At 42.7% G+C, this 21,108-nt stretch carries 22 protein-coding genes; 17 read left to right on the forward strand and 5 right to left on the reverse strand.

What is annotated here, in order from left to right:
* The first annotated feature begins 2 nt into the window (after positions 1 to 2).
* The 11 genes from NR125_RS11180 to NR125_RS11230 all read left to right on the forward strand — a co-directional run bounded on the left by NR125_RS11180 (position 3) and on the right by NR125_RS11230 (position 12,845).
* Entirely contained in the window at positions 3 to 635 is a 633-nt protein-coding gene (locus NR125_RS11180; RefSeq protein WP_009334966.1) for a PspA/IM30 family protein, read from the forward strand.
* A gap of 376 nt (positions 636 to 1,011) precedes the next feature.
* On the forward strand, positions 1,012 to 1,746 hold the full coding sequence (liaF, locus tag NR125_RS11185) for a cell wall-active antibiotics response protein LiaF (protein ID WP_009334965.1): 735 nt from the start codon (positions 1,012 to 1,014) through the stop codon (positions 1,744 to 1,746).
* Positions 1,743 to 2,759, forward strand: coding sequence for a sensor histidine kinase (locus tag NR125_RS11190; protein WP_019382578.1), 1,017 nt, complete (start codon positions 1,743 to 1,745; stop codon positions 2,757 to 2,759). The genes liaF and NR125_RS11190 overlap by 4 nt, the downstream gene beginning before the upstream one ends.
* Positions 2,760 to 2,804: 45 nt before the next feature.
* Positions 2,805 to 3,437 (forward strand): response regulator transcription factor, encoded by a 633-nt coding sequence (locus tag NR125_RS11195; protein ID WP_009334963.1) that lies wholly within the window; start codon positions 2,805 to 2,807, stop codon positions 3,435 to 3,437.
* 129 nt (positions 3,438 to 3,566) lie between these two features.
* Positions 3,567 to 4,517: a cation diffusion facilitator family transporter gene (locus tag NR125_RS11200; RefSeq protein WP_071155820.1), complete on the forward strand. Its 951-nt coding sequence runs from the start codon at positions 3,567 to 3,569 to the stop codon at positions 4,515 to 4,517.
* A 130-nt stretch (positions 4,518 to 4,647) separates the two neighbouring features.
* Positions 4,648 to 4,782, forward strand: a complete 135-nt coding sequence (locus NR125_RS11205) for an RAxF-45 family protein (protein WP_019382576.1) — start codon at positions 4,648 to 4,650, stop codon at positions 4,780 to 4,782.
* A gap of 329 nt (positions 4,783 to 5,111) precedes the next feature.
* On the forward strand, positions 5,112 to 6,992 hold the full coding sequence (gene abc-f / locus NR125_RS11210; RefSeq protein WP_256815349.1) for a ribosomal protection-like ABC-F family protein: 1,881 nt from the start codon (positions 5,112 to 5,114) through the stop codon (positions 6,990 to 6,992).
* Positions 6,993 to 7,222: 230 nt separating this feature from the next.
* Complete coding sequence (locus tag NR125_RS11215) at positions 7,223 to 8,599, forward strand: sigma-54 interaction domain-containing protein (protein ID WP_192908276.1); 1,377 nt, start codon at positions 7,223 to 7,225, stop codon at positions 8,597 to 8,599.
* A gap of 86 nt (positions 8,600 to 8,685) precedes the next feature.
* Positions 8,686 to 10,005: an aspartate aminotransferase family protein gene (locus tag NR125_RS11220; protein ID WP_192908277.1), complete on the forward strand. Its 1,320-nt coding sequence runs from the start codon at positions 8,686 to 8,688 to the stop codon at positions 10,003 to 10,005.
* A 12-nt stretch (positions 10,006 to 10,017) separates the two neighbouring features.
* Positions 10,018 to 11,385 carry a YjiH family protein gene (locus NR125_RS11225; protein ID WP_192908278.1) on the forward strand — a complete coding sequence of 456 codons (1,368 nt, stop codon included), beginning with the start codon at positions 10,018 to 10,020 and terminating at the stop codon, positions 11,383 to 11,385.
* Between the two features lie 134 nt (positions 11,386 to 11,519).
* Positions 11,520 to 12,845, forward strand: coding sequence for a polysaccharide biosynthesis protein (locus tag NR125_RS11230; protein WP_192908279.1), 1,326 nt, complete (start codon positions 11,520 to 11,522; stop codon positions 12,843 to 12,845).
* Between the two features lie 35 nt (positions 12,846 to 12,880).
* On the opposite strand, the gene NR125_RS11235 is transcribed toward NR125_RS11230, so the two are convergent.
* The gene (locus NR125_RS11235; RefSeq protein ID WP_192908280.1) at positions 12,881 to 13,555 is read right to left on the reverse strand and encodes a TrkA C-terminal domain-containing protein; all 675 of its coding nucleotides are present in this window, start codon (positions 13,553 to 13,555) and stop codon (positions 12,881 to 12,883) included.
* Between the two features lie 58 nt (positions 13,556 to 13,613).
* Positions 13,614 to 13,877 carry a hypothetical protein gene (locus NR125_RS11240; protein WP_009334955.1) on the reverse strand — a complete coding sequence of 88 codons (264 nt, stop codon included), beginning with the start codon at positions 13,875 to 13,877 and terminating at the stop codon, positions 13,614 to 13,616.
* Between the two features lie 183 nt (positions 13,878 to 14,060).
* Between NR125_RS11240 and NR125_RS11245 the strand changes: the two genes are divergently transcribed.
* Complete coding sequence (locus NR125_RS11245) at positions 14,061 to 15,020, forward strand: magnesium transporter CorA family protein (protein WP_198286721.1); 960 nt, start codon at positions 14,061 to 14,063, stop codon at positions 15,018 to 15,020.
* A 10-nt stretch (positions 15,021 to 15,030) separates the two neighbouring features.
* On the opposite strand, the gene NR125_RS11250 is transcribed toward NR125_RS11245, so the two are convergent.
* Positions 15,031 to 15,981: an SDR family NAD(P)-dependent oxidoreductase gene (locus tag NR125_RS11250; RefSeq protein WP_192908281.1), complete on the reverse strand. Its 951-nt coding sequence runs from the start codon at positions 15,979 to 15,981 to the stop codon at positions 15,031 to 15,033.
* A 75-nt stretch (positions 15,982 to 16,056) separates the two neighbouring features.
* Positions 16,057 to 16,629: a TetR/AcrR family transcriptional regulator gene (locus NR125_RS11255; RefSeq protein ID WP_192908282.1), complete on the reverse strand. Its 573-nt coding sequence runs from the start codon at positions 16,627 to 16,629 to the stop codon at positions 16,057 to 16,059.
* A gap of 144 nt (positions 16,630 to 16,773) precedes the next feature.
* On the opposite strand from NR125_RS11255, the gene NR125_RS11260 reads away from it, so the two are divergent.
* The 4 genes from NR125_RS11260 (at position 16,774) to NR125_RS11275 (ending at position 20,265) form a co-directional block, all read left to right on the forward strand.
* Positions 16,774 to 17,286, forward strand: a complete 513-nt coding sequence (locus NR125_RS11260; protein ID WP_009334951.1) for an acyl-CoA thioesterase — start codon at positions 16,774 to 16,776, stop codon at positions 17,284 to 17,286.
* Positions 17,287 to 17,301: 15 nt separating this feature from the next.
* Positions 17,302 to 17,490 (forward strand): hypothetical protein, encoded by a 189-nt coding sequence (locus tag NR125_RS29595; RefSeq protein WP_306219769.1) that lies wholly within the window; start codon positions 17,302 to 17,304, stop codon positions 17,488 to 17,490.
* A gap of 524 nt (positions 17,491 to 18,014) precedes the next feature.
* Positions 18,015 to 19,796, forward strand: a complete 1,782-nt coding sequence (ggt, locus tag NR125_RS11270; protein WP_256815352.1) for a gamma-glutamyltransferase — start codon at positions 18,015 to 18,017, stop codon at positions 19,794 to 19,796.
* Positions 19,797 to 19,938: 142 nt separating this feature from the next.
* Complete coding sequence (locus tag NR125_RS11275; RefSeq protein ID WP_071155832.1) at positions 19,939 to 20,265, forward strand: SCP2 sterol-binding domain-containing protein; 327 nt, start codon at positions 19,939 to 19,941, stop codon at positions 20,263 to 20,265.
* A gap of 38 nt (positions 20,266 to 20,303) precedes the next feature.
* Here the strand turns inward: NR125_RS11275 and NR125_RS11280 are convergent, their stop codons facing one another.
* On the reverse strand, positions 20,304 to 20,804 hold the full coding sequence (locus NR125_RS11280) for a GNAT family N-acetyltransferase (protein ID WP_009334948.1): 501 nt from the start codon (positions 20,802 to 20,804) through the stop codon (positions 20,304 to 20,306).
* Positions 20,805 to 20,937: 133 nt separating this feature from the next.
* On the opposite strand from NR125_RS11280, the gene NR125_RS11285 reads away from it, so the two are divergent.
* The gene (locus tag NR125_RS11285; protein ID WP_019382565.1) at positions 20,938 to 21,081 is read left to right on the forward strand and encodes a hypothetical protein; all 144 of its coding nucleotides are present in this window, start codon (positions 20,938 to 20,940) and stop codon (positions 21,079 to 21,081) included.
* Positions 21,082 to 21,108 lie beyond the last annotated feature (27 nt).

The following is a 21,108-nucleotide window of genomic DNA, read 5'->3' on the forward strand; positions in this document are numbered from 1 at the left end:
ATATGGCAAACCTATTAACGAGAATCAAAGATACAGTAATGGCAGACCTTCACGAAGTGTTGGATAAAAAGGAGAAAAAGAATCCAATCGCACTTTTAAACCAATACCTTCGTGAATGTGAGCGTGAAACCGAAAAGGTCCGCAAGCTTTTGGAACGTCAATATACATTGAAAGAAGAGTTCACTCGAGAATACGAGCAGGCGAAAAACCTTGCAGACAAACGCAAGCGCCAGGCAGAGGTTGCATCGCAGGCAGGTGAGGAAGAACTCTATCAGTTTGCAGCTCAGGAGCAAATGCAGTATGAAGAGCGTGCCAGCCGTTTGAAGGATCTTCTGAACCAGGCTGTACAGCAAATGGGTGACCTTGAAAGAAAATACGAGGAAATGAAGCATAAACTGAAGGATATGCATATCCGCCGCATGGAGCTGATGGGCCGTGAAAACATCACACGCGCAAATCACCAAATGGATAAGGTGCTTGATCAAAACAATGATAAAAACTTTACAAGATTCCAGGAAATCGAATCCTATCTTGACCATCTTGAACATCAGGTGAAAAGCTCCTATCACCGCAGCACAATTGATGCCCGCATCGCACAGCTGGAAAAAGAGCTTGAGAAGAAGCCTGTATTGTAATATTCGAAAATAAGTCAGAAATAGTTTGGAACATGCAATAAAACAAAAATGAAGCCTGCCTGTATTATCTTTTTCCCAAAAAAGATAAAAACTCTTTCTATTTTATGAACAAAAAATGGTATTCTAAAAAGGCGTAGAGATACTGCGCCTTTTAAGTCTATAACTGTTAGCTCCAGCGCCACCCCCTCGAGGTCACAAGCCGAGCCTCTCAAAAAGGCAAAGGACGCCTTTCCGTGAGGCTCGTCTTGTGCTTGTCGGGGGTTAGCACCAAGCAAGGCTTCCTTGGATGTTCTTCGCAGGAACAAGCGTTTTGGCTTGTTCCGAAGGCGCTGCCGCATTTCTTATCATTCCATATACACAAAAGGGGGGATGCCACATGAACATTAACAACAAAAGCGATTATATGAGCTGGATTATCATATTGGGCATTGTCTTTCTCTTTGTGGAAATAGCCTTTTTTAATAGCGGTGTGATATTCTCTCTTCTTGTGCCAATTGGAATGGTATATATCGGAAGGAAGAGGATGCCTAAGAGCTCCGGAAAATGGCTTTTCTGGCTGGGGCTAATTTTTCTGCTCATCAATATTTTCAGCATGATGACGCTGAAATTTTTCCTCCTGGCGATTTTGATTCACCTGCTGATTCAGTTTGGGCAGTCCAAAAAGGATCCTAAACGGATTCAGCCGGAGTTCAATGAACCGGCAGTAAATCTCCAGAAAGAAACAGTCATAAAGAAGAGTCCTCTTTTTTCCAATATATTTGTCGGCCAGCAAAAAACACCTGAGCAAGTATACGAATGGAATGATATCAATATCCAGACCGGCATTGGTGATACGGTCATAGATTTAAGCTATACGGTTATTCCCAAGGGAGAAACCGTTATTTTCATCCGGAACTTCATCGGAAACGTGCAGGTGCTTGTTCCCTATGACGTTGAGGTTAGTGTCAGCCATTCAGCTATTGTGGGTAAGGCCAGAATATTAGAGCACGAGGAATCAAAGATGTTTAACCAGCTCCTTCAGCTTCAGACTCCCGGCTATGATCAATCAGGACAGCGCGTTAAGATTTTCACTTCACTTGCAGTAGGGGATATCGAGGTGAAGCGCGTATGAGTATCATTCAGCGGCAAATTGCATGGGGAGCGGGCATGTCCCTTTGTATTCTTGCTGTTTTGACAGCTTCTTTTTTTACGATGTTTCCCATTCCCGGATGGCGGGATCTGTGGGAAACGGAAATACTCGATATTCCGTTTATCCTATTTGTGCCGAGCGTAAGCCTGGCTCTTGGCCTGACTTTTGGATTATTGTCAGGCATTTACTGGCGCCGGCAGCTTTTTGCCGTAGATACAATGCTCCACCAGGTGGAGGAAGGCCGTCAATTGGATGTGCAGGAAACAGGTAAAGAATTGCATTCCATAGCAGTCAGGGCCGAGAAGATTCAACAGCATATGGCAGATCAGGCAAAGATTTCTCAAAAGCTGGCAAATGAAAAAGCGGAAGATTTCGAGAACAGGATGCAGGAAATTGTTTCCCAGGAACGGAACAGGCTTGCACGCGAGCTTCACGATTCTGTCAGCCAGCAGCTGTTTGCAGCATCCATGATGATGTCTGCGATTACTGAAACCCAGCAGGATCCGGAAGAAAGGCAGGCAAAGCAGCTGAAAATGGTGGAAGAAATGATCCATCAATCACAGCTGGAAATGCGAGCCCTGCTGCTGCACCTTCGTCCAGCGGCCCTTAAGGGCAAAAGCCTGCAGGAAGGAATTGAAGAGCTTCTGGTCGAATTGCTTCAAAAAGTAGCGATGGAGATTGAATGGAAGGTAGAGGATTTTCCACTTGATAAAGGGGTGGAAGACCACCTATTCCGCATCCTCCAGGAAGCGGTGTCCAATACACTCCGCCATTCCAAATCGCAAAACCTTGAAGTGCTCCTGATTCAAAGAGATGATTATGCCATACTACGTGTAGCTGATGATGGAGTCGGTTTTGATGTAGAGGAGACGAGGGCTGGCTCCTACGGTTTGCAGAACATGTATGAACGTGCCGCTGAAGTTGGCGGAAGCATGAAAATCATCAGTCTAAGAAACAAAGGAACCCGTCTTGAAGTTAAGGTTCCGATTATGTAAATAATGTCTGCTGTTAGGCAAGACTAAATTCTGAGGGTGAGGCCAATGATTAAAGTTTTATTTGTGGATGACCATGAAATGGTTCGGATTGGAGTGTCTTCCTACCTTACGGCACAGCCGGATATTGAGGTTATAGGAGAAGCGGATAATGGGAAAACAGCTATTGATCTGGCACTCGAATTGAGGCCGGATATCATTTTGATGGATCTTGTTATGAAAGAAATGGATGGTATTGAAGCGACAAGAAGAATCATCGAGCAATGGCCAGAAGCTAAGATCATTATTGTGACAAGCTTCCTTGATGATGAAAAGGTTTATCCGGCTTTGGAGGCAGGGGCGACAAGCTATATGCTGAAAACCTCGAAAGCCAGTGAGATAGCTGAGGCAGTCCGTTCGACCTATCATGGACAATCGGTGCTGGAACCGGAAGTGACCGGCAAAATGATGGTGAAAATGAGGCAGAAAAATCACCAGCTGCCCCATGAAGAGCTGACAAGCCGCGAGATGGAAATCCTTCTTTTAATGACACAAGGCAAAACGAATCAGGACATCGCCGACGAACTTTTCATTGCCTTAAAAACAGTCAAAACACATGTAAGCAATATATTAAGCAAGCTGCAGGTGCAGGACAGAACCCAGGCAGTCATTTATGCCTTCAAGCACTCGCTGGTTAAATAATGTTCTGGAGAGCTAATTGTGATATTAGCTCTTTTTATTTTGCCTGAATGAGGAACCAGAAAAAAATGATTCAGAATCTGTTCATGAGGGTAACAATAAAACCAAACAAAAAAATTTGGCGGTGATGAAATGTCTGTGATTGCTTTATTGAAAAAAGGAAATAAATCATCGGGAATGGCAGCAATCGGAAATACGGCACTGGCGATTGCTAAAGGGCTGGCAGCTTTTGCAAGCGGCAGCGGGGCCATGCTTGCCACAACCCTCCATTCCCTTGCTGATGCACTGAACCAGGGGTTTGTGTTTTTTGGCAGTGCGCTTGCCGAAAAGGCGCCAACCAAAAGGTTCCCCACAGGATTTGGCCGGGTGATCAACCTGTTCGTATTAATTGCTGTTATCGTTATTTCCATCATGGCCTATGAAACGATACATAAAGGCTGGGAATTGATTCAGCATCCAAAGGAATCAACCGACCTATGGCTCAATGTAGGAGTTATGCTTCTTGCCGTTGCTGTCGATGGTTTTATTTTATTAAAAGCCATGAAGGAAATCGGCCATGAAACCAGGAATCCTGCCAAAGGATTTGGCATTGTGCCTGTTGCCTTTAAAAATGTAAGGTTAGCCTCCCCTCCAACACGGCTGGTCTTTTATGAAGATATTATTGCGACATTTGGCGCCTTGCTTGCCCTTGTTTCGATATTAATTGCTCATTTTACAGGACTTTACTTCCTGGATGGAGTCGGCACAATTTTAATTGGACTGCTTTTGGTGGGGATCGCTGTAAAAATCGGATTTGAAAATACGCTAGGCCTGATTGGTGTAGCGGCACCAAAAGATATTGAAGACCGTATCGCCCAAATTATTCTCGGAGATCCTCAGGTCGTGGATATTAAACAGCTGCGGCTGATTCAGGAGGGAAGAAGATATCATGTGGAAGGTTACATTGAGCTGGTCGAAGGCCTCACGCTTGCCGATGCGGATGATATAAAAATTGGTGTTAGAGATCAGCTGCTTGATGACCCTGATATCAGTGATGTAACACTTGGTATTCTTGAGACAGATCAAATCCAGACGTGGAAATAATATTGAAAAGGAAGCCCGCACTAAAGGCTTCCTTTTTTAGCGCTCATTATGCTGGAAAAATACCCATTGCTTTTAAATTGAAGAAATATTAAAATAAAACTAACTTATTTGAAATGGAGGTGGAGAAGAGATGAGTGGAACTGTTTTGGCACGAGGTGAATGGATTGAATTCCTGACAATTTACCGTGCGATTTTTCATGGTTTTGCTGTTAACGGGACAAGTCTGCCCTTTTTTAGCAAATTTTATATGAAAACAAAACAGTGAGAACATCTCTTTTACGCCATTATATAGAACGGTGAAGGGAGCTTCTTCAAGCTCTCTTTTTTTTTATCCCGTTTCATTGCGGTAAGCTTCGCAGCAAGATTAAGAAATCTTGTTGCACCAAGCTTCCAATAAAAGTCCGATTAAATGAACTCAGTATAAAGCAGCCGCATTTTGGCAGCAGCTGAGTGGCCGGCGCATTGCCGTACAGCTAACTGTGAGCAGAAAATCGTCCAGTGAAAGCTTCATTTTATCAGATTTTACCCAGGCCATAGGAGTATGTTTCCTATGGCTTTTTTATGTATATTTTTATAAATTTGGAGGAAATATCTATGATCGCATGCAGCGCACAGCAAGTCGGAAAAAGTTACGGCGGAAATACCGTGTTTGAAAATATGTGCTTTGAAATTCATGAGAGGGACAGGGTTGGTTTGACAGGAAGAAATGGAAGCGGAAAAACGACTCTGTTTAAATTGCTGGCTGGAGCAGAAGTCCCGGATACAGGCAAGATTCATTGGCGAAAAGGGTGTGAGATTGGCTATCTTGCACAAATTCCGGACTATCCGGCAGGTATGAAGGCAATTGATGTTTTAAAAACAGCTTTTACTTATCTGCTGGAGATGGAAAAAACAATGAAGAAAATGGAACAGCAAATGGCAAATGAAAATGTTCCGGATCAATTAAATAAACTTATTGGAGAGTATGGAGAGCTGCAGGATCAGTTTGCACTGAACAATGGTTATGAAATGGATAGCCAGATAGAACGCATCTCAAATGGCCTTGATATCAGCAGTCTTCTGAACAAGGATTTCAGCATTCTAAGCGGTGGTGAAAAAACAAAGGTATGCCTCGCCCACATGCTCCTGAAAAGCCCGAATCTGCTTCTGCTGGATGAGCCGACCAACCACCTGGATATTAAGGCAGTGGAATGGCTGGCTGATTTTATAAAGAATTATGAAGGGACAGTAGTGCTCATTTCACATGATCGCTATTTTTTAGATGAAACGGCCGGCAGGATTCTGGATTTGGAAGGTGGAGAGATCACTCTTTACCAGACAAACTATTCAGGCTTTGTAAAAGAGAAAGAAGAAAGGCTAATGAGAGAGTTTCAGCAATATGAGGAGCAGCAAAAGAAAATCAAGAAGATGAAGGAAGCCATCAAGAGGTTAAGAGAGTGGGCCAATCAATGCACTCCGCCTAACGCGGGCCTTCATAAACGGGCAAGCAGCATGGAAAAAGCCCTCCATCGGATGGAGAAGCTGGACCGGCCTGTATTAAACCGCAAAAAAATGAATATGGATCTTGAAGCATCTGAACGGAGCGGAAAAGATGTGGTCTTGATGAAAGAAGTAAGCAAGTCTTTTGGGAGTAAGCACTTATTCCAAAACGTCAGCATACACATCCAATTCCGCGACCGGACAGCTATTGTGGGGGATAATGGGACTGGAAAATCGACTTTGGTCAAAATGATCCTGGGAGAGCTAGAACCTGATACTGGGGAAATTCGCAGAGGGAGCAACCTGAAAGTCGGCTATTTGTCACAGCATGTTTTCGCAGATGCAGATGATCAATCGGTGATTGATGCCTTTAGGGAAGGGCTTGCTGTAACAGAGGGAGAGGCACGCCATATTCTGGCCGGTTTCCTCTTTTATGGCTACACTGTTTTTCGTAAAGTTTCACAATTGAGCGGCGGTGAAAAAATGAGGCTTCGTTTGGCTCAGCTTATGCACAGGGACATTAACTTTCTTATTCTTGATGAACCGACCAATCATCTTGATATCGAATCTAGAGAGGTACTCGAAGAGGCATTGGAAGAATTCAATGGAACCATTTTGGCTGTCTCCCATGATCGTTACTTTATCAATCGAATATTCAGCAAAATATACTGGATTGATCAAAAAGAACTTCATTACTATGAAGGGAATTATGATCGGGCCAGAAAGAAAATGGATGAGAAGTGGAGAGCAGTGATGGAAGTTCCTCCTGTGAAAAAGGCTAAAATAGCAGCTGTTTCTCCGAAAAAAAAGGATAAAGTGCAGGAAACAGAGGAATTGGAAAACGCAATTGAACAACTTGAAACAACTCTTATGAAATTAGAAACGGTTCTGGAATCGGAAAAGGATCTGGAGAAACTGCAAACATTTTATAATGAAAAAGTAGAGCTTGAAAAGAAGAGGGAAGAGCTGTACAGGAAATTGGATGCTATTTTATAAAGAAAAGTTAAGGCTAACAAATGAGTTAGCCTTTTTTTATGCATTTTATCGAATGAATATAAATTTTTTTCAAATAAACCTTTCAGTTTTCATCTATTTCCTGTATAGTAATATACAAATTTGAATAATTATTTAAATCTGAATAATTTCACGAGATTTTCTTTTAATAATAAGATCTTTCAAAAGAAGAACCGCTATTCAATATTGAATAATTTTTTCGGAGGACCCAAATGAACAGCTTTTTCATGGATTGGAATAATGACAAAGAAGTCATATCTTCAATGGAAGAAGACATTATGGTTACTAATGCAGACGGCATAATTATAAAAGTCAGTAAAGGCAGCGGCAGTCATTATGGCGTTGAACCGGAATCTCTACTCGGCGAATCTGTTTATGATCTGGAAAGAAAAGGGGTCTTCAAGCCTGCGATTACTCCTGAAGTATTAAAGAAAAAGAAAAAAGTCATTCTGGTGCAAAAAGCCGGCTCAGGAAAAAAGATTCTGGTTACTGGTATTCCCGTATTCAATGAAACTGGAAAAATCGAACATATTGTCAGCTATTCCTACGATGTTTCAGAGCTTCTTGTTATAAAAGAATACCTGAACAGTGTCGAAGAAGAAATGGCAAGGGTGAAGAGCGAGCTGGATCTCCTGCGCAATAAGAGCATCAAATTGGATGGCATGATAGCTGACAGCCTGGCGATGAGAAATATTGCCGAAACCATCAGAAGAATCAGGGATGTAGATGTCACAGTCCTGCTTCTGGGTGAATCTGGTGTCGGAAAATCGGCTCTCGCCAAATGGATTCATCAAAACAGTACGCGAAAAGACGGGCCATTCATTGAAGTGAACTGCAGTGCCATTCCAGAATCCATCTTTGAAGCTGAGTTTTTCGGGTATGAAGGCGGTGCTTTTACAGGGGCAAAGAATAAAGGAAAAATGGGATTTGCTGAAATGGCAAAAGGAGGCACGCTATTTCTTGATGAAATTGGCGAACTTTCAGCCCATCTGCAGGCAAAGCTGCTGAAATTCATACAAGACAAGCAGTTTTATAGAGTGGGAGGAACAAAGCCTGTTCAGGCAGACTTTCGGCTCCTTGCGGCTACAAATAAAGATCTCGAGAAAGCAGTTGAATCCAAGGATTTCAGGCAGGACTTATTCTTCCGGCTGAACGTGGTGCCATTGAAGATACCGCCTTTAAGGGAGAGGAAAGAGGATTTGTTTGCGCTCATTCATTATTTTCTCCACTCTATCTCCAAACGGCATAATCGGGAAAGGCAGCTCGAAAGACCCCTGGTCGATCACTTACTGCAGCTGGAATGGAAGGGAAACGTAAGAGAACTTGAAAACCTGATGGAACGCCTTATCGTGACAAGCACCAGCCTGATGATCACGAAAGGGGACCTGCCTTATGAATACCATATGCAAGGAAAAAAAGATGGTTTTATAGATTTTGAGGGGCAATCTCTTCCTGCTATTTTGGAAGATGTAGAGAGGAAGGTATTAATCAATGCAAGGAAGCGTTACCGAACCACTACTGAAATAGCGGGGGCCCTGGGGATCAGTCAGCCTTCAGTAGTAAGAAAATTAAAAAAATATGATTGTTAATACATACTTTGGCATGAATATTGCATTAAAGAATAGCAGAGCAAATATAGCATTTACATCTAATGCAGGATTCAGGAGGGGTTAGTATGAACGAAGAAAATTGGAGTCATCTTGTCGGAAATATTTCAAACTTATTGGCACCAAGCATGGCAAAGGACCACCCGAATTTGCCGGTGGTCAAGGCGGAAGGCTGCTATTACTACGGAGTCGACGGAAAAGAGTATTTGGATTTTACATCAGGCATCGCAGTGGAAAATGTGGGACATCGACATCCAAAGGTTGTACAGGCCATTAAAGACAGTGCAGATCATTTGGTGCACGGCCCGTCAGGCGTTATCATCTATGAATCGATTTTGCGGCTCGCAGATGAACTTGGAAAAATTACGCCGGGAAATCTGGATTGCTTTTTCTTTGCAAACAGCGGGACAGAGGCAATAGAAGGAGCTATTAAGCTAGCAAAGTATGTCACGCGTAGGCCCTATGTTGTCTCCTTTACAGGCTGTTTCCATGGAAGGTCGATGGGGGCACTCAGTGTATCTACATCGAAGAGCAATTACCGCAAGTTTCAGCAGCCGTCCTGGCTGACCTATCAGCTTCCATATGCGGATGAGCGCGATTGCCCTTTTGGTGAAGATCCTGAGGAGTACTTCCCAAGAAAGCTGGAAAAGGATGCTGAAACCCTGTTCAAGCATCAGGTGGACCCTGAAGAGGTTGCCTGCATGATCATTGAACCGGTTTTAGGAGAAGGAGGCTATATCATTCCTCCGAAGAAATGGATGCTGAAGATCAGGGAAATATGTGACCGGCATGGAATCCTGCTGATATTTGATGAAGTGCAAACAGGCTTTGGGCGTACTGGAGAATGGTTTGCCGCTCAGGCTTTTGATGTTGTGCCGGATATCATGGCGATTGCAAAAGGAATCGCGGCAGGCCTGCCTTTAAGCGCAACTGCAGCATCAAAAGAACTGATGGAAAAATGGCCGCTGGGTGCCCATGGAACAACCTTCGGCGGAAATCCGATTGCCTGCTCTGCAGCTTTAGCTTCTCTTGAAATACTAAAAACGGAGAATCTTTTGGAAAACGCAAAGCAGATGGGAGAGTATGCATTAAAGAAATTACAGGATTTAAAAGCCGAACATCCTGCAATTGGCAGTGTCAGAGGGCTGGGCCTGATGATTGGCATTGAAATAATCGATCCGCAAACCGGAAAACCGGATGGAAAAGCGGTAATGGATATTCTGAACTCTTCACTTGATAAAGGCGTCCTCTTCTATCTCTGCGGAAATTCAGGGGAAGTGATTCGGATGATTCCGCCGCTTATCGTAACAAAGAAGCAAATCGACCAGGGACTGAAAGTATTGGAAGAAGCACTTACAGAGCATGAAGCAGTTGTTTCCAATTCATAAGGAGGTATGAGAATGAAAGCTGAGACAAGGGTTAAGCCGCAGGCTGTCACAGGAGAGTATTGGAAATTTATCATTCCATCATTAATTGGGTCGCTCCTATTTCTGGTTCCAGTTAAATTTCAGGGAGACGTAACGATTGGTGTTGGTATTTTAGCATCACTATTAGGTAATGCGTTCAGTGAGCAGATGCCTGCCATTATCATTTTCATTTTAGGAATATCGGTTTTTCTTTCCATCCTGACAAAAGCAGCAAAACCGGCATTTATACTGGATAATAAGTTTTTAAAAGGATTATTTGATACCGGCAAGTTTGGATTAACCATGAGAATCCTTGGATTCGCAGCAGGAATCATGACTTTGTTTGAGATCGGGCCTGAATTTATCTGGTCACGGAATACAGGCGGAGTGGTTCTTTATGACCTGGCTCCCGTTTTGCTTACGTGGTTCCTTTTTGCCGGCATCCTTCTGCCGCTTTTAGTGGAATTTGGATTAATGGAATTCATTGGGGCACTTGTCCAAAAATTTATGAGACCATTTTTTACACTTCCCGGACGGTCATCCATCGATTGTCTTGCGTCCTGGATGGGCGCCGGAACTGTAGGTGTTTTGGTTACCACGAAGCAATATGATGAAGGCTTTTATACAAAAAGAGAAGCAGCGGTCATTGCGACGACCTTTTCGATTGCATCAGTTGCTTTCAGTCTTGTTGTTGCGAACGTGGTTGGCCTTGGGCATTTATTCATTCCCTTTTATTTAACCGTTTCTGCAGCTTGTGTCGTGGCAGCATTGATTATGCCTAGAATTCCGCCATTATCCCGGAAGCCGGATACCTATTATGAGCCAGTAGGACAGCAGATTGATGAAACCATTCCGGAAGGGGTTTCGAAATTGAAATGGGGATGGGAGCAGGCAATTGATAAAGCCAGGAATGCCCCGGGTCCCAAAAAGCTATTAACCAATGGGATCGAAACCGTTTTAGATATTTGGATGGGACTGATTCCGCTTGTTATGAGCTTGGGAGCAGCAGCCCTGATTATTGCGGAATACACGCCTGTATTTGAGTTTATTTCATACCCGCTCATTCCTGTTTTGGAGTTTATGCAATTGCCGGAAGCAGGAGCAGCAGCACAAACTATGCTTGTTGGCTTTGCTGATATGTTCCTTCCTGCCGTTATCGGAAGCGGGATTGAGAGCGAGCTGACAAGATTTGTCGTGGCGGGCTTGTCATTAACACAATTAGTATACATGTCTGAAATCGGGATCCTGATCCTGCGTTCAAACATTCCGCTGAGCTTTATGGATTTATTCGTTATCTTTATTGAAAGAACGGTTATTACGTTACCTGTTATTGTACTGATTGCACATGTTTTTGTATTTTAGTTGGAAGGAGGGTGGCAGGTAGCCTGCCCTCCTTTTCGTTATATTAATTTTCTTAAAAGTTCAAAAAGGGCAATATATTATTGGGGCATGTCTCATATCTTATATAGAATCTGCATTATATAAGGAGAGGCGCAATGAGTAAATTCTTCAAAGGAGTCATATTGCTTGCACTGGCTGCTTTTGCAAGCGAATGTATAGAGTTTGTGGTAAATATGGTGCTTGCCCGGGAACTGGGGGAGAGGGGACTCGGCATGTACATGTCGATTTTGCCGACCATATTTCTAATTGTGCTGCTGGCCAGTTTTGAGCTTCCAATCTCTATTTCCAAGTTCATAGCTGAAAAGGATAAAAGGTATCATCTCAGTATGCTCCATCATGTCATCAAGCTGACCATTATCTTTACAGCGGTTTTGGTTCCGATTGCAGCGGCAATCATTCCGTTTGTCAGTGTCTTTAATGAGTACCATCCGCTCCTGAGATGGGTTGTGATCGGGTTCATCCCAATCGTGTCTTTTTCCTCAATTGCCAGAGGCTTTTTCATGGGCAAGCATCAAATGGGGAAAATTGCAGCCTCCAATTTTCTGCGCAAATCCGTTCAGCTCCTTCTGCTCGTGGTTCTTTATCAGGCCTTTCAATTTGATGTCAATACAGCAGTCTTTATTGCATTTTGTACGTTTGTAGGAAGTGAGATTGTTGTTTTTCTCTATTTGCTGAATATGTTTATTATCCAGTATCACCGTATTAAAAAAGAGCCATCTGAGTTTGTAAGCGGAAGTAGTGTCAGGCAGAACTTAATCTCTGTTTCAGTGCCGACGACTGCTTTGAGAGTTTTCCATGCCCTGACACATGCTGTTCAGCCATTCTTGATTAAGGGGGCGCTTTTAAAGGCAGGAGTGCCGAGCGAAGTCGCAACAGAACATTTTGGAATGCTTGCTGGTGTCGCCATGACGATCGGTTTTTTCCCATCCTTTATTGCCCATTCATTTTTAATCATGCTGATTCCGACAGTCTCCAAAGAATATGCGGATAAAAATCTGGAGGAGCTTCGGAGACTTCTTCAGCAGGTGTTCTTTGTCACCTTTTTATACGGGATCCCATCGGTCGTTCTTTTCTATTTTTTTGCACGGCCGCTGACCGAGGTGTTTTTCCACTCCACAGATGCAGCCGTTTATTTACAGCTGCTGTGGCCATTTTTTCTGCTCCACTTTTTCATTATCCCGATGCAGGCTTATTTAATCGGCCTGGGCCTCATGAAAGATGCGTTTTATCATTCAGTATGGTCAACTGTTGTTTCATTTACAGCCATGTTCGTGCTTGGATCCATGCACAGCCTGCAGATGGACGGTATTATAATGGGCATGAATATGGGAGCTGTCCTCCTGGCCATGATGCATTATGTAACAGTATGCAGAAAAATTGGCCTGACACTCTATCTATCGCCAGCCAAGCAGTTTAATTGAAAATGAGAAAGCATCTCCCGTCATGGGCAGATGCTTTATTTTTTGTCCTCATTTTTTCCCCCGAATTTGCTCTCAATCGTTTGTTCATCTCCGTACAGGATGATATGATCTCCCTCCTGAAGCTCAGTGATAAGCCGGTCTTTTCTGATCTTTATTTCACCTCTTTGGATGTACAGCACATTAATATCTTCGTCATCTTCAATCAATTCCCTTAATTCTTTACCAATGAAATCGCATGATTCATTGATGGTATAGTCCAATACATGATCCGTATCATCCGTAAGCAGCGCTTCTCTTATCGGGAGATCGCGAAAATCATAATGTTCTTCGAGCTCATGCTCCAGTTTCCCCGAAAGATAATCGCGCACTTTAGGAATTTTTAAAATAAAAATAACCAGGATCAGGACAGCGGCGACGACCGAGATCTTGGCAGTAAAGAAGTCATCTGATAGGATGCTGCTGATTGCCGAAATGATTACTGCCAATGAAAAGGCGCCAAATAAAATTAAAAAGGCTCCGAACCTTCTGCGGATTGGATGGTCGATAATCAGTTCAGATTCCCCGGTTGTAAAACCGGTTCCTGTCAGCATGCTGATCACCTGAAATCTCGCAATAGGCTTATCCAGCCCGGTATATGTGAAGATCAGCGTATGAATTTCAATAACTGCCAAAACGATTCCCAAGTATATCAGGATGAATAGAACACCCATCTAGACTCCTCCAAAAATATAGAATTATGTAAAAAACCTAAGGAAGCCAGTCCTTAGGTCATTGCTGTACAGTTTCGTTATAGTAATTTACTGAATACATGGCACCCTCATCTACCATTTTATTATCTTCAATATTATGTGGGTCAGGGTGGCCAAGCTTTTCTGTTGGCACTGTATCATTTAGAAAGCGGTCAGGAAGCATGCCCTTCATTTTAACTGCAAGAGACTGAACCTTATTTCGATTGTTTTTGCTGGCTAATAATAAAATGCTCGTAATGCCAACACCGGCTAACAGATAGGGATTTAACGGACGAGAATTCATGATTATGCTCCTCCTTTAAATAATTTGATTTGTATTTCTTGGTGTTTATTTACCCGGCGTAATTAAAAGCAAACATTTAATCTTTATTACATTGTTTCCAGTGCTAGAAATAATTACACCTTATGAATGGTTTTATTCAGGCAGCAAGAAGGGAATTATGTATTAAATATAAATAAGGATACGATGTTAGGAAGGAAGATGGGGATGGAAAAAGAATATAACGAAGATAACTGGAAATGGCACCGTTACGATCATTTGGAGGAAATAGATTACCAGGTGGCTGGTGACTATAAAGATGTCTTAAAGGAATGGGCCAAGAATACATCCGAGAATAAAACAAATGTAATGAAAATTGATACTTCAGTCCGCGGTAAGGAATTTATTAGCGGTTCGCTCATTTATCAGCAAAAAACAAAGGAGCAGCATGAAAATAGTTTGTTCCACTATTTTCTGACAAGGGATTTTCTCATCACTGTTAGCTTTGATTCGTCTGTCATTCAGTCTGATGATTCATTGCTATTAAAAAAAATGGATTATACCCATAATGCTATTGATGGATTTTTCGTGATTTTAGGCGAGATCCTAAGTGATAACATCCAGAAGATTGATAAGTTTGAAGTACGGTTAAATGAGCTGCTATGGAAAATAAAAGAGAAAAATAATATTAACCGCCTGGAGGAAATCTATGAGCTCCGTCACCAGATCCTGGTTTGGAAGAATATTATGATTCCTGTTAAGGAAATCAGGCTGGGTGTAGAAGAGACGTTTGGTGAAGGTGTCACCGATGGAACTGAATTTAAAAGAACGTGCAAGCGAATTGAAAGGGGCTATACGCTGGTGCGGGAGTATCAGCAGGAAATTGATGACCTGGTTAATTTTGAAGAAATGGTATCCATGCACCGGGGAAATGAAATCGTGAAGACACTCACGGTCATTACCACCCTTATGACTCCGATCGCAACATGGGGAGCGCTCTGGGGTATGAACTTCAAAGTTATGCCTGAACTGGAATGGAAGTATGGGTATTTGTTCTCCATTATCATTATCATCGCTTCTACCGCAGCCCTCTATATCATGCTTATTAAAAAAGGCTGGATGGGTGATATCCTAAGGGGGAAAAAGAAGAATTCATTCTTCAAATAAAGGAATGCCGTTAGAATGCGGCATTCCTTTCGTTTAGTAAATGATCCAGTGTTACTTTAATCCCAGTCTCGTATGATGTTTTAGGAAGAGTGCCAATTCTCGCTTCATATTTACTGCCGTCCAATATAACAGGTGTCTGATTCAAATACATCAATTCTGTATATTCTCTCATCATGGGATCAAATAGGCCGATTGCACGTATCATCCATTTATGGACAGGTCTGAAGGAAACGCCTCTGCTAAGATGCTGAGATACAATACTGGCTATTTCTTCTCCGGTAATGGTTCCTGCACCAGGGATATTCCAAGCTTCACCATATGAGTTTTCATTCAATGCAAGCTCGGCTAATGCGTCTGCTCCATCTTTAATGAAAATGAATTCTCTCGGTATATTGGTTTTGCCGACAAACATGCCCTTATTCTTTTCAATAATTTGGCTGAGAGTATAGTGTATGAGTGTGTTTCCTGTATGAGGACCGTAAAAGTCAGGGAAGTGGGCAATGATATATGGTACCCCTGATCTTTTAATAGTCTCAATCAAGTCCTGGCGCAGCATGCCTTTTTTCGTGTGCGGATTCTTGGGAGAAACTTCGTTTGCAGGGCTGGATTGAAGACCATAGGAGTATATATTATCAGCATATATAAAAGGCTTATGATGTTTGCTGCAGGCCTGCAGGATATTATTTAAGATAATTGAGAGTGTGGGATCCCAGTCCGGGTAAGGGATATTGATGGCATGGAACACTGCATCTGCTTCGGACACTGCTTTCTCAACATCATCTGGATTCAAGGCATCACCAGCATGGATAACAGCATTTTGTCCCCAGCTTTTTTTAAAGTTAAGAAGGTTTTCGTTAGACCTTGCAAAAGCGATAGTTTTAATATTTCTGCGGCATAATGCTTCTGTCAAAGCATAGCCCATTCCGCCTGTTGCTCCTAATACTGCAGCTGTTTTCATCATTTGTCATCATCCTTTTTATTTAATTGACCACTGTTCAATTGAGTGGAAAAATGAAAGAAATGCGATAACATTTCTTTAACAAATTGCTTTTATTAAAAATTGGGCATGTGAAGAGGCGAGTTCCTTCACTTCTTCAAATGTGGTTTCCGTTCTGCAATAATGTGTGACAAAGCCGTGCAGACTTAGAAATACAGACCAAATATCCTTTATGGAGAGAGAGTTGGGAGCGAGTGAATTAACCGCTTGTGCAAAATGCAGGTAGCTTTTGTTTGGCCCTTCATTTAGATAGCCTTTCACATCATCATCACGTATTAAAAACATCAGCTCATAATGTTTTTGATGGGTCAGGCCAAATTGTATATAACGGTAAAAAATGCTGAAAAGCTTTTGTTCATTGCTATCTGCAGATTCTCTCAGGACACTGGCGAGGACTTGATCAAGTTTTTGAAAATCGGCTTCAACAATTTCATAAAATAATTGAGCCTTGTTTTTGAAATGATAATAGATGGCACCATGGCTGCACTGAAGGGTGTCCGCAATTTTTCTCATGGATGCTGCGGCATATCCTTCCTGAACAAACAGGTCACGTGCTACAGAAATAATGGCTTCTTTTGTTAGTTCGTCATGGGCTGATTTTCTTGGACTCATGGAATCACCTTTCGTTATTGAACACTGGTCAATAAAATTATATGATGATAGGATATTTTTGGCAATGTTTTTTTACTATCTATCCAAATAATTTTAATTAGCCATCAGCTTTTGATATGCTTTAATAAAACAGGAGGGAACAACATGAATGAAACAAAAACATGCAGAGAATCTTTTACGGTAAAAACAAGCATTGTGCTTCCGCCAGACACGAATACATATGGAACACTATTTGGCGGCAAGCTAATGGCTTATATTGATGATGTGGCAGCCATCGCGGCGATGAGGCACGGCAGAAGAAATGTCGTAACCGCTTCTACAGATTCTGTTGACTTTCTTCATCCGGTTTATGAAGGCAACTCAGTCTGCCTGGAGGCCTTTGTGACCTATACAGGCCGGACATCAATGGAGATCTTTGTAAAAGTAATTGCAGAAGACCTGCTGACCGGGGACCGAAATGTGTGTGCTATGTCCTTTTTGACAATGGTTGCGGTTGACGAGAATGGAAAGCCGACCCCGGTGCCGGCGGTTGTTCCTGAGACAGATGAAGAAAAGAGCTTATATGAATCAGCAAAAGAACGTGCGGAAATTCGCAAAAAACGGAGAAAGGACAGTGAAGCCAGGGCAAAGACATACGGTACAGGTCTGCCCTGGTAAATAAGGGGGAGAATAATGGGTTCCAAAGTGATGCATAGCATCATCAACAATGAAATTGCATCCAGAATGAAAATAGAGGACAGAGCAGCTTTTTTATTGGGGGGAATAGCACCGGACGCTGTTTCTCCCAAAGGGATCTTTCCCATTTTTATAAAGGGAGAACGGATGATTATAAGAGTATTGTTTATAAATACAGGAATATAAGTCATTCACCTTACATCCTCGGCTATTACATCCACTTAATTGCAGACCATGTCTGGCTGACAGGATTCTATCTTCCCAGGCTGAAAAACAGAATGGAAAAAGATGACGAGGTCTTACCCGCTATCATAATGATTTTCGCCTGTGTAATGCAAAGCTCTCTGGACATTACGGCCCTATGAAATTTGAACCTGCCAGACTTAGAAGAGATTTCTTCCAAACAAGTCAGCTTATTTCTTCCATTTGTTTAAAACGAATTTGAATACGATAAAAAGGACGCTGAGAAGCCCCTTGAAGTGTTTATATTTCAGCAGATTGTCGGATACGTTGAAACCTCTGCAGAGCTGGGGATTGCAGAGTTGAAGAAATTCTTGCTTTTAAAAAATAAACTCCTCATTTCTTCCTAGCTTGTATCAAATAATCTAGTAAAATAGATTTAACTTTCAGAATATTAACTCTTATTCCTTGATAATCCTTTTCCTTCCTCTTAAGTTAGACGTGTATAACATAACTGAAGGAGGATGAATATGAGAAGAGTTTTGAAAGCTAGTGTCCTAATGCTTTTAAGTATTTTACTAGTTGCCGGAACCATGCCTTTAACCGGGCAGGCGAAAAAGCCGAAGCCTGATGATGGCTATGGCGGCTATAGCCAGGTTGATGTTGGCAAGGACGGAATGGTGGCTTCAGCCCATCCGCTGGCATCAAAAATTGGGGCAGATGTCTTGAAAAATGGCGGTAATGCCATTGATGCGGCTGTCGCAGTCCAATTCGCCCTTAATGTTGTGGAACCAATGATGTCCGGAATTGGCGGGGGTGGTTTCATGATGGTCTATGATGGCAAAACGAAAGAAACCAGCATTATTAACAGCCGTGAACGCGCTCCAGCAGGTGCCGCACCAGATATGTTCCTGGATGAAAACGGAAAGCCGATTCCATTTGCGGAGCGTTCAACTGGCGGTACGGCAGTCGGTGTGCCCGGCACATTGAAAGGATTGGAAACGGCCCTTGAAAAATGGGGAACACGCCCTATGCAGCAGCTGATCGGCCCTGCCATTAAGCTGGCAGATAAAGGATTCCCAATAGATTCTGTATTAGCCGATGCGATTGCCGATAATCAGGACAAGCTTGGCAGAACAGCTGCCGGCAAAGTGTTTTTGCCTAAGGGCGAACCTATTGAAGAAGGGGAGCGTCTAGTACAGAAGGATCTTGCAAAAACCCTGAAGATGATACGTGCTGACGGGACAGACGCTTTTTATAATGGGAAAATCGCAGAAGCTCTTGCTGGTGTGGTGCAGGATTTTGGCGGATCCATGACACCTGAAGACCTTGCGGGATATGAAGTGACTATTGATGAGCCTATTTGGGGAGATTACCAGGGGTATGAAATTGCGAGCATGCCGCCCCCAAGCTCTGGCGGAGTGTTTTTGCTGCAGATGCTGAAGATTCTGGATGATTTTAATCTATCACAATATGATTTAAAATCCTGGGAGAAATATCACCTGCTTGCTGAGACCATGCATCTTGCCTATGCAGACCGCGCCGTATATGCAGGAGATCCAGACTTTGTAAATGTCCCAGTCAATGGGCTGCTTCACCCTGATTATATTAAGGAGCGCCAGGAACTGATCAGCCTGAATGAAGTGAATCCAAGCCCGGAAGCGGGAGATCCTTGGAAATATGAGAACAGTGAAGCCAATTATGAAGCAGCTGAACAGCCGAATGACCGCCAATACGGTGAGACCACTCATTTTTCTGTAACGGACAGATGGGGAAATGTTGTCTCATATACCACAACGATTGAACAGGTATTCGGAACAGGAATCATGGTTCCAGGCTACGGGCTGATGCTGAATAATGAGCTGACAGATTTTGATGCTGTACCGGGCGGGGCAAATGAAGTCCAGCCAAACAAGCGGCCTTTAAGCTCGATGACCCCGACGATTGTCTTTGAAGATGGAGAGCCGGTCCTGACTGTCGGTTCACCAGGCGGCCCAACGATTATAACATCAGTACTGCAGACGATCCTTTACGCCATTGAATATGACATGGAGCTAAAAGCAGCAGTTGAAGAACCGCGAATCTATACAAATAGCCTGAATTCCTACCGCTATGAAGAGGGCATTCCTTCAGAAGTAATTAATAGGCTAAAAGGGATGGGGCATAGCTTCGGTCCGAGTCCGACCACGATTGGAAACGTCCAAAGTATTTTGATCGACCGGGACAAAGGAAATTTCAAAGGTGTGGCAGATTCAAGCCGCAATGGTGCTGCCATTGGTGTTGATTTGAAAGGAAAAGGGAAAAGCAAATAAGATTTGTGAGAATAGCGCCTTATCAATAAGGTGCTATTCTTTTGATGCGAAATGAATAGTCGTTCATTTTATGGCAGGAATTTATGTTTATCTGTTGAAATATAATTTAAGCAGGCATTCATAAAAGAAGGAGGAACATCCCATGGCAGTCAAAGATGAATTATACCAGCTGGCAGATAAAATGAACGATGATCCCGTTCATATCAAGGATGAGAAAAATCGGGTATTTCAGGTGTACCTTGAGGAAAGCGGCCCAATCCAGATTTTATTAAAGGAGGGGAAAGTCATAGTGGAAGAGGGTACTTCCCATGAGCCTGAAGTGACACTGAAACTGTCAGATAAAAACTTTTCTAAGTTATTAAAAGATGATCTCAACACGACGATGGCATTTATGACAGGCAGTCTGAAAGTTGACGGTAAAATGGGGCTGGCCCTGAAGCTGCAGGAAATTGTAAAGAAATATCAATGATAATAAGGCAGCCCCCTCAAACAGGAAGCTGCCTTATTTTATGATAAAAACAGTGCCATCAGGTCTTCATCATAGTACTTTCCGTCAATCTTAAGAGCGTGCCTCTCCTTTCCGTAAACCTCGAAGCCAAAAGAAGCATATAGCTTTTTAGCAGGAATATTTTCAGACATTACAGCCAGGTGGATTTGTTCAACCCCATCCCATGAGCGTGCCTTTTCCACAGCTTTGCCCACCAGGCACTTGCCAACGCCATTCTGACGCCATGACTCTGTAACGTACATCGCATAAATATTGGACCGATGATTTACTTTCAATCCGGTTTCTCGTACTAAACTGACTACACCTATAAGTTTTCCATTTTCAAATGCGCCGAAGTGAAAGGAGTTATCCCCCTTAAATCTTTCACCATACACTTCAGGAGGCCTCCCGGCTTCCTCCTCATAGCTTGAACCAAATGCTTCCGGATTCTTTTTTAACCCTTCCAATCTAATCTCTTTGTAAATTTCAGCATCATCCGGACGCAGAAGCCTAATTTCCATCCTGGACACTCCTTTATTTTTCCTAACCCTTAGATTCTAGTTAACAGGACAAACTCCTTTAACATTTTTCTAAGAAAAGTTTTTTTCTGCTTATATAAGGGAACAGGATAAAAAAAGTACAGGAGGGATTGGAATGTCTCAGGAAAACAGTAAGGACTTAAAGGATATTGTAAAAGGGCAGAATTCCGCGCAGAAACAAGAACAGTCATTGAAAGATCAGGAGCGTAAGCCGGATCAGCAAAACCGTTTGAAGGACCAGGAGAATATGAGGAAGTAGTTTTAAGAGAGCTATGAAGAATAGCTC

This window comes from Cytobacillus sp. Bac17, assembly GCF_024519925.1.
Classification (GTDB): domain Bacteria; phylum Bacillota; class Bacilli; order Bacillales; family Cytobacillaceae; genus Cytobacillus; species Cytobacillus pseudoceanisediminis.

What these genes read in the sequence shown, in the direction of transcription:
- NR125_RS11230 (WP_192908279.1), top strand. Translation starts at nt 11,520, where the DNA reads ATGAGTAAATTCTTCAAAGGAGTCATATTGCTTGCACTGGCTGCTTTT.
- NR125_RS11205 (WP_019382576.1), top strand. Translation starts at nt 4,648, where the DNA reads ATGAGTGGAACTGTTTTGGCACGAGGTGAATGGATTGAATTCCTGACA.
- NR125_RS11250 (WP_192908281.1), bottom strand. Translation starts at nt 15,981, where the DNA reads ATGATGAAAACAGCTGCAGTATTAGGAGCAACAGGCGGAATGGGCTAT.
- NR125_RS11255 (WP_192908282.1), bottom strand. Translation starts at nt 16,629, where the DNA reads ATGAGTCCAAGAAAATCAGCCCATGACGAACTAACAAAAGAAGCCATT.
- NR125_RS11200 (WP_071155820.1), top strand. Translation starts at nt 3,567, where the DNA reads ATGTCTGTGATTGCTTTATTGAAAAAAGGAAATAAATCATCGGGAATG.
- NR125_RS11235 (WP_192908280.1), bottom strand. Translation starts at nt 13,555, where the DNA reads ATGGGTGTTCTATTCATCCTGATATACTTGGGAATCGTTTTGGCAGTT.
- NR125_RS11280 (WP_009334948.1), bottom strand. Translation starts at nt 20,804, where the DNA reads ATGGAAATTAGGCTTCTGCGTCCGGATGATGCTGAAATTTACAAAGAG.
- ggt (WP_256815352.1), top strand. Translation starts at nt 18,015, where the DNA reads ATGAGAAGAGTTTTGAAAGCTAGTGTCCTAATGCTTTTAAGTATTTTA.
- liaF (WP_009334965.1), top strand. Translation starts at nt 1,012, where the DNA reads ATGAACATTAACAACAAAAGCGATTATATGAGCTGGATTATCATATTG.
- NR125_RS11240 (WP_009334955.1), bottom strand. Translation starts at nt 13,877, where the DNA reads ATGAATTCTCGTCCGTTAAATCCCTATCTGTTAGCCGGTGTTGGCATT.
- NR125_RS11285 (WP_019382565.1), top strand. Translation starts at nt 20,938, where the DNA reads ATGTCTCAGGAAAACAGTAAGGACTTAAAGGATATTGTAAAAGGGCAG.
- NR125_RS11180 (WP_009334966.1), top strand. Translation starts at nt 3, where the DNA reads ATGGCAAACCTATTAACGAGAATCAAAGATACAGTAATGGCAGACCTT.
- NR125_RS11225 (WP_192908278.1), top strand. Translation starts at nt 10,018, where the DNA reads ATGAAAGCTGAGACAAGGGTTAAGCCGCAGGCTGTCACAGGAGAGTAT.
- abc-f (WP_256815349.1), top strand. Translation starts at nt 5,112, where the DNA reads ATGATCGCATGCAGCGCACAGCAAGTCGGAAAAAGTTACGGCGGAAAT.
- NR125_RS11245 (WP_198286721.1), top strand. Translation starts at nt 14,061, where the DNA reads ATGTTAGGAAGGAAGATGGGGATGGAAAAAGAATATAACGAAGATAAC.
- NR125_RS11190 (WP_019382578.1), top strand. Translation starts at nt 1,743, where the DNA reads ATGAGTATCATTCAGCGGCAAATTGCATGGGGAGCGGGCATGTCCCTT.
- NR125_RS11275 (WP_071155832.1), top strand. Translation starts at nt 19,939, where the DNA reads ATGGCAGTCAAAGATGAATTATACCAGCTGGCAGATAAAATGAACGAT.
- NR125_RS11260 (WP_009334951.1), top strand. Translation starts at nt 16,774, where the DNA reads ATGAATGAAACAAAAACATGCAGAGAATCTTTTACGGTAAAAACAAGC.
- NR125_RS11215 (WP_192908276.1), top strand. Translation starts at nt 7,223, where the DNA reads ATGAACAGCTTTTTCATGGATTGGAATAATGACAAAGAAGTCATATCT.
- NR125_RS11195 (WP_009334963.1), top strand. Translation starts at nt 2,805, where the DNA reads ATGATTAAAGTTTTATTTGTGGATGACCATGAAATGGTTCGGATTGGA.
- NR125_RS11220 (WP_192908277.1), top strand. Translation starts at nt 8,686, where the DNA reads ATGAACGAAGAAAATTGGAGTCATCTTGTCGGAAATATTTCAAACTTA.
- NR125_RS29595 (WP_306219769.1), top strand. Translation starts at nt 17,302, where the DNA reads ATGGGTTCCAAAGTGATGCATAGCATCATCAACAATGAAATTGCATCC.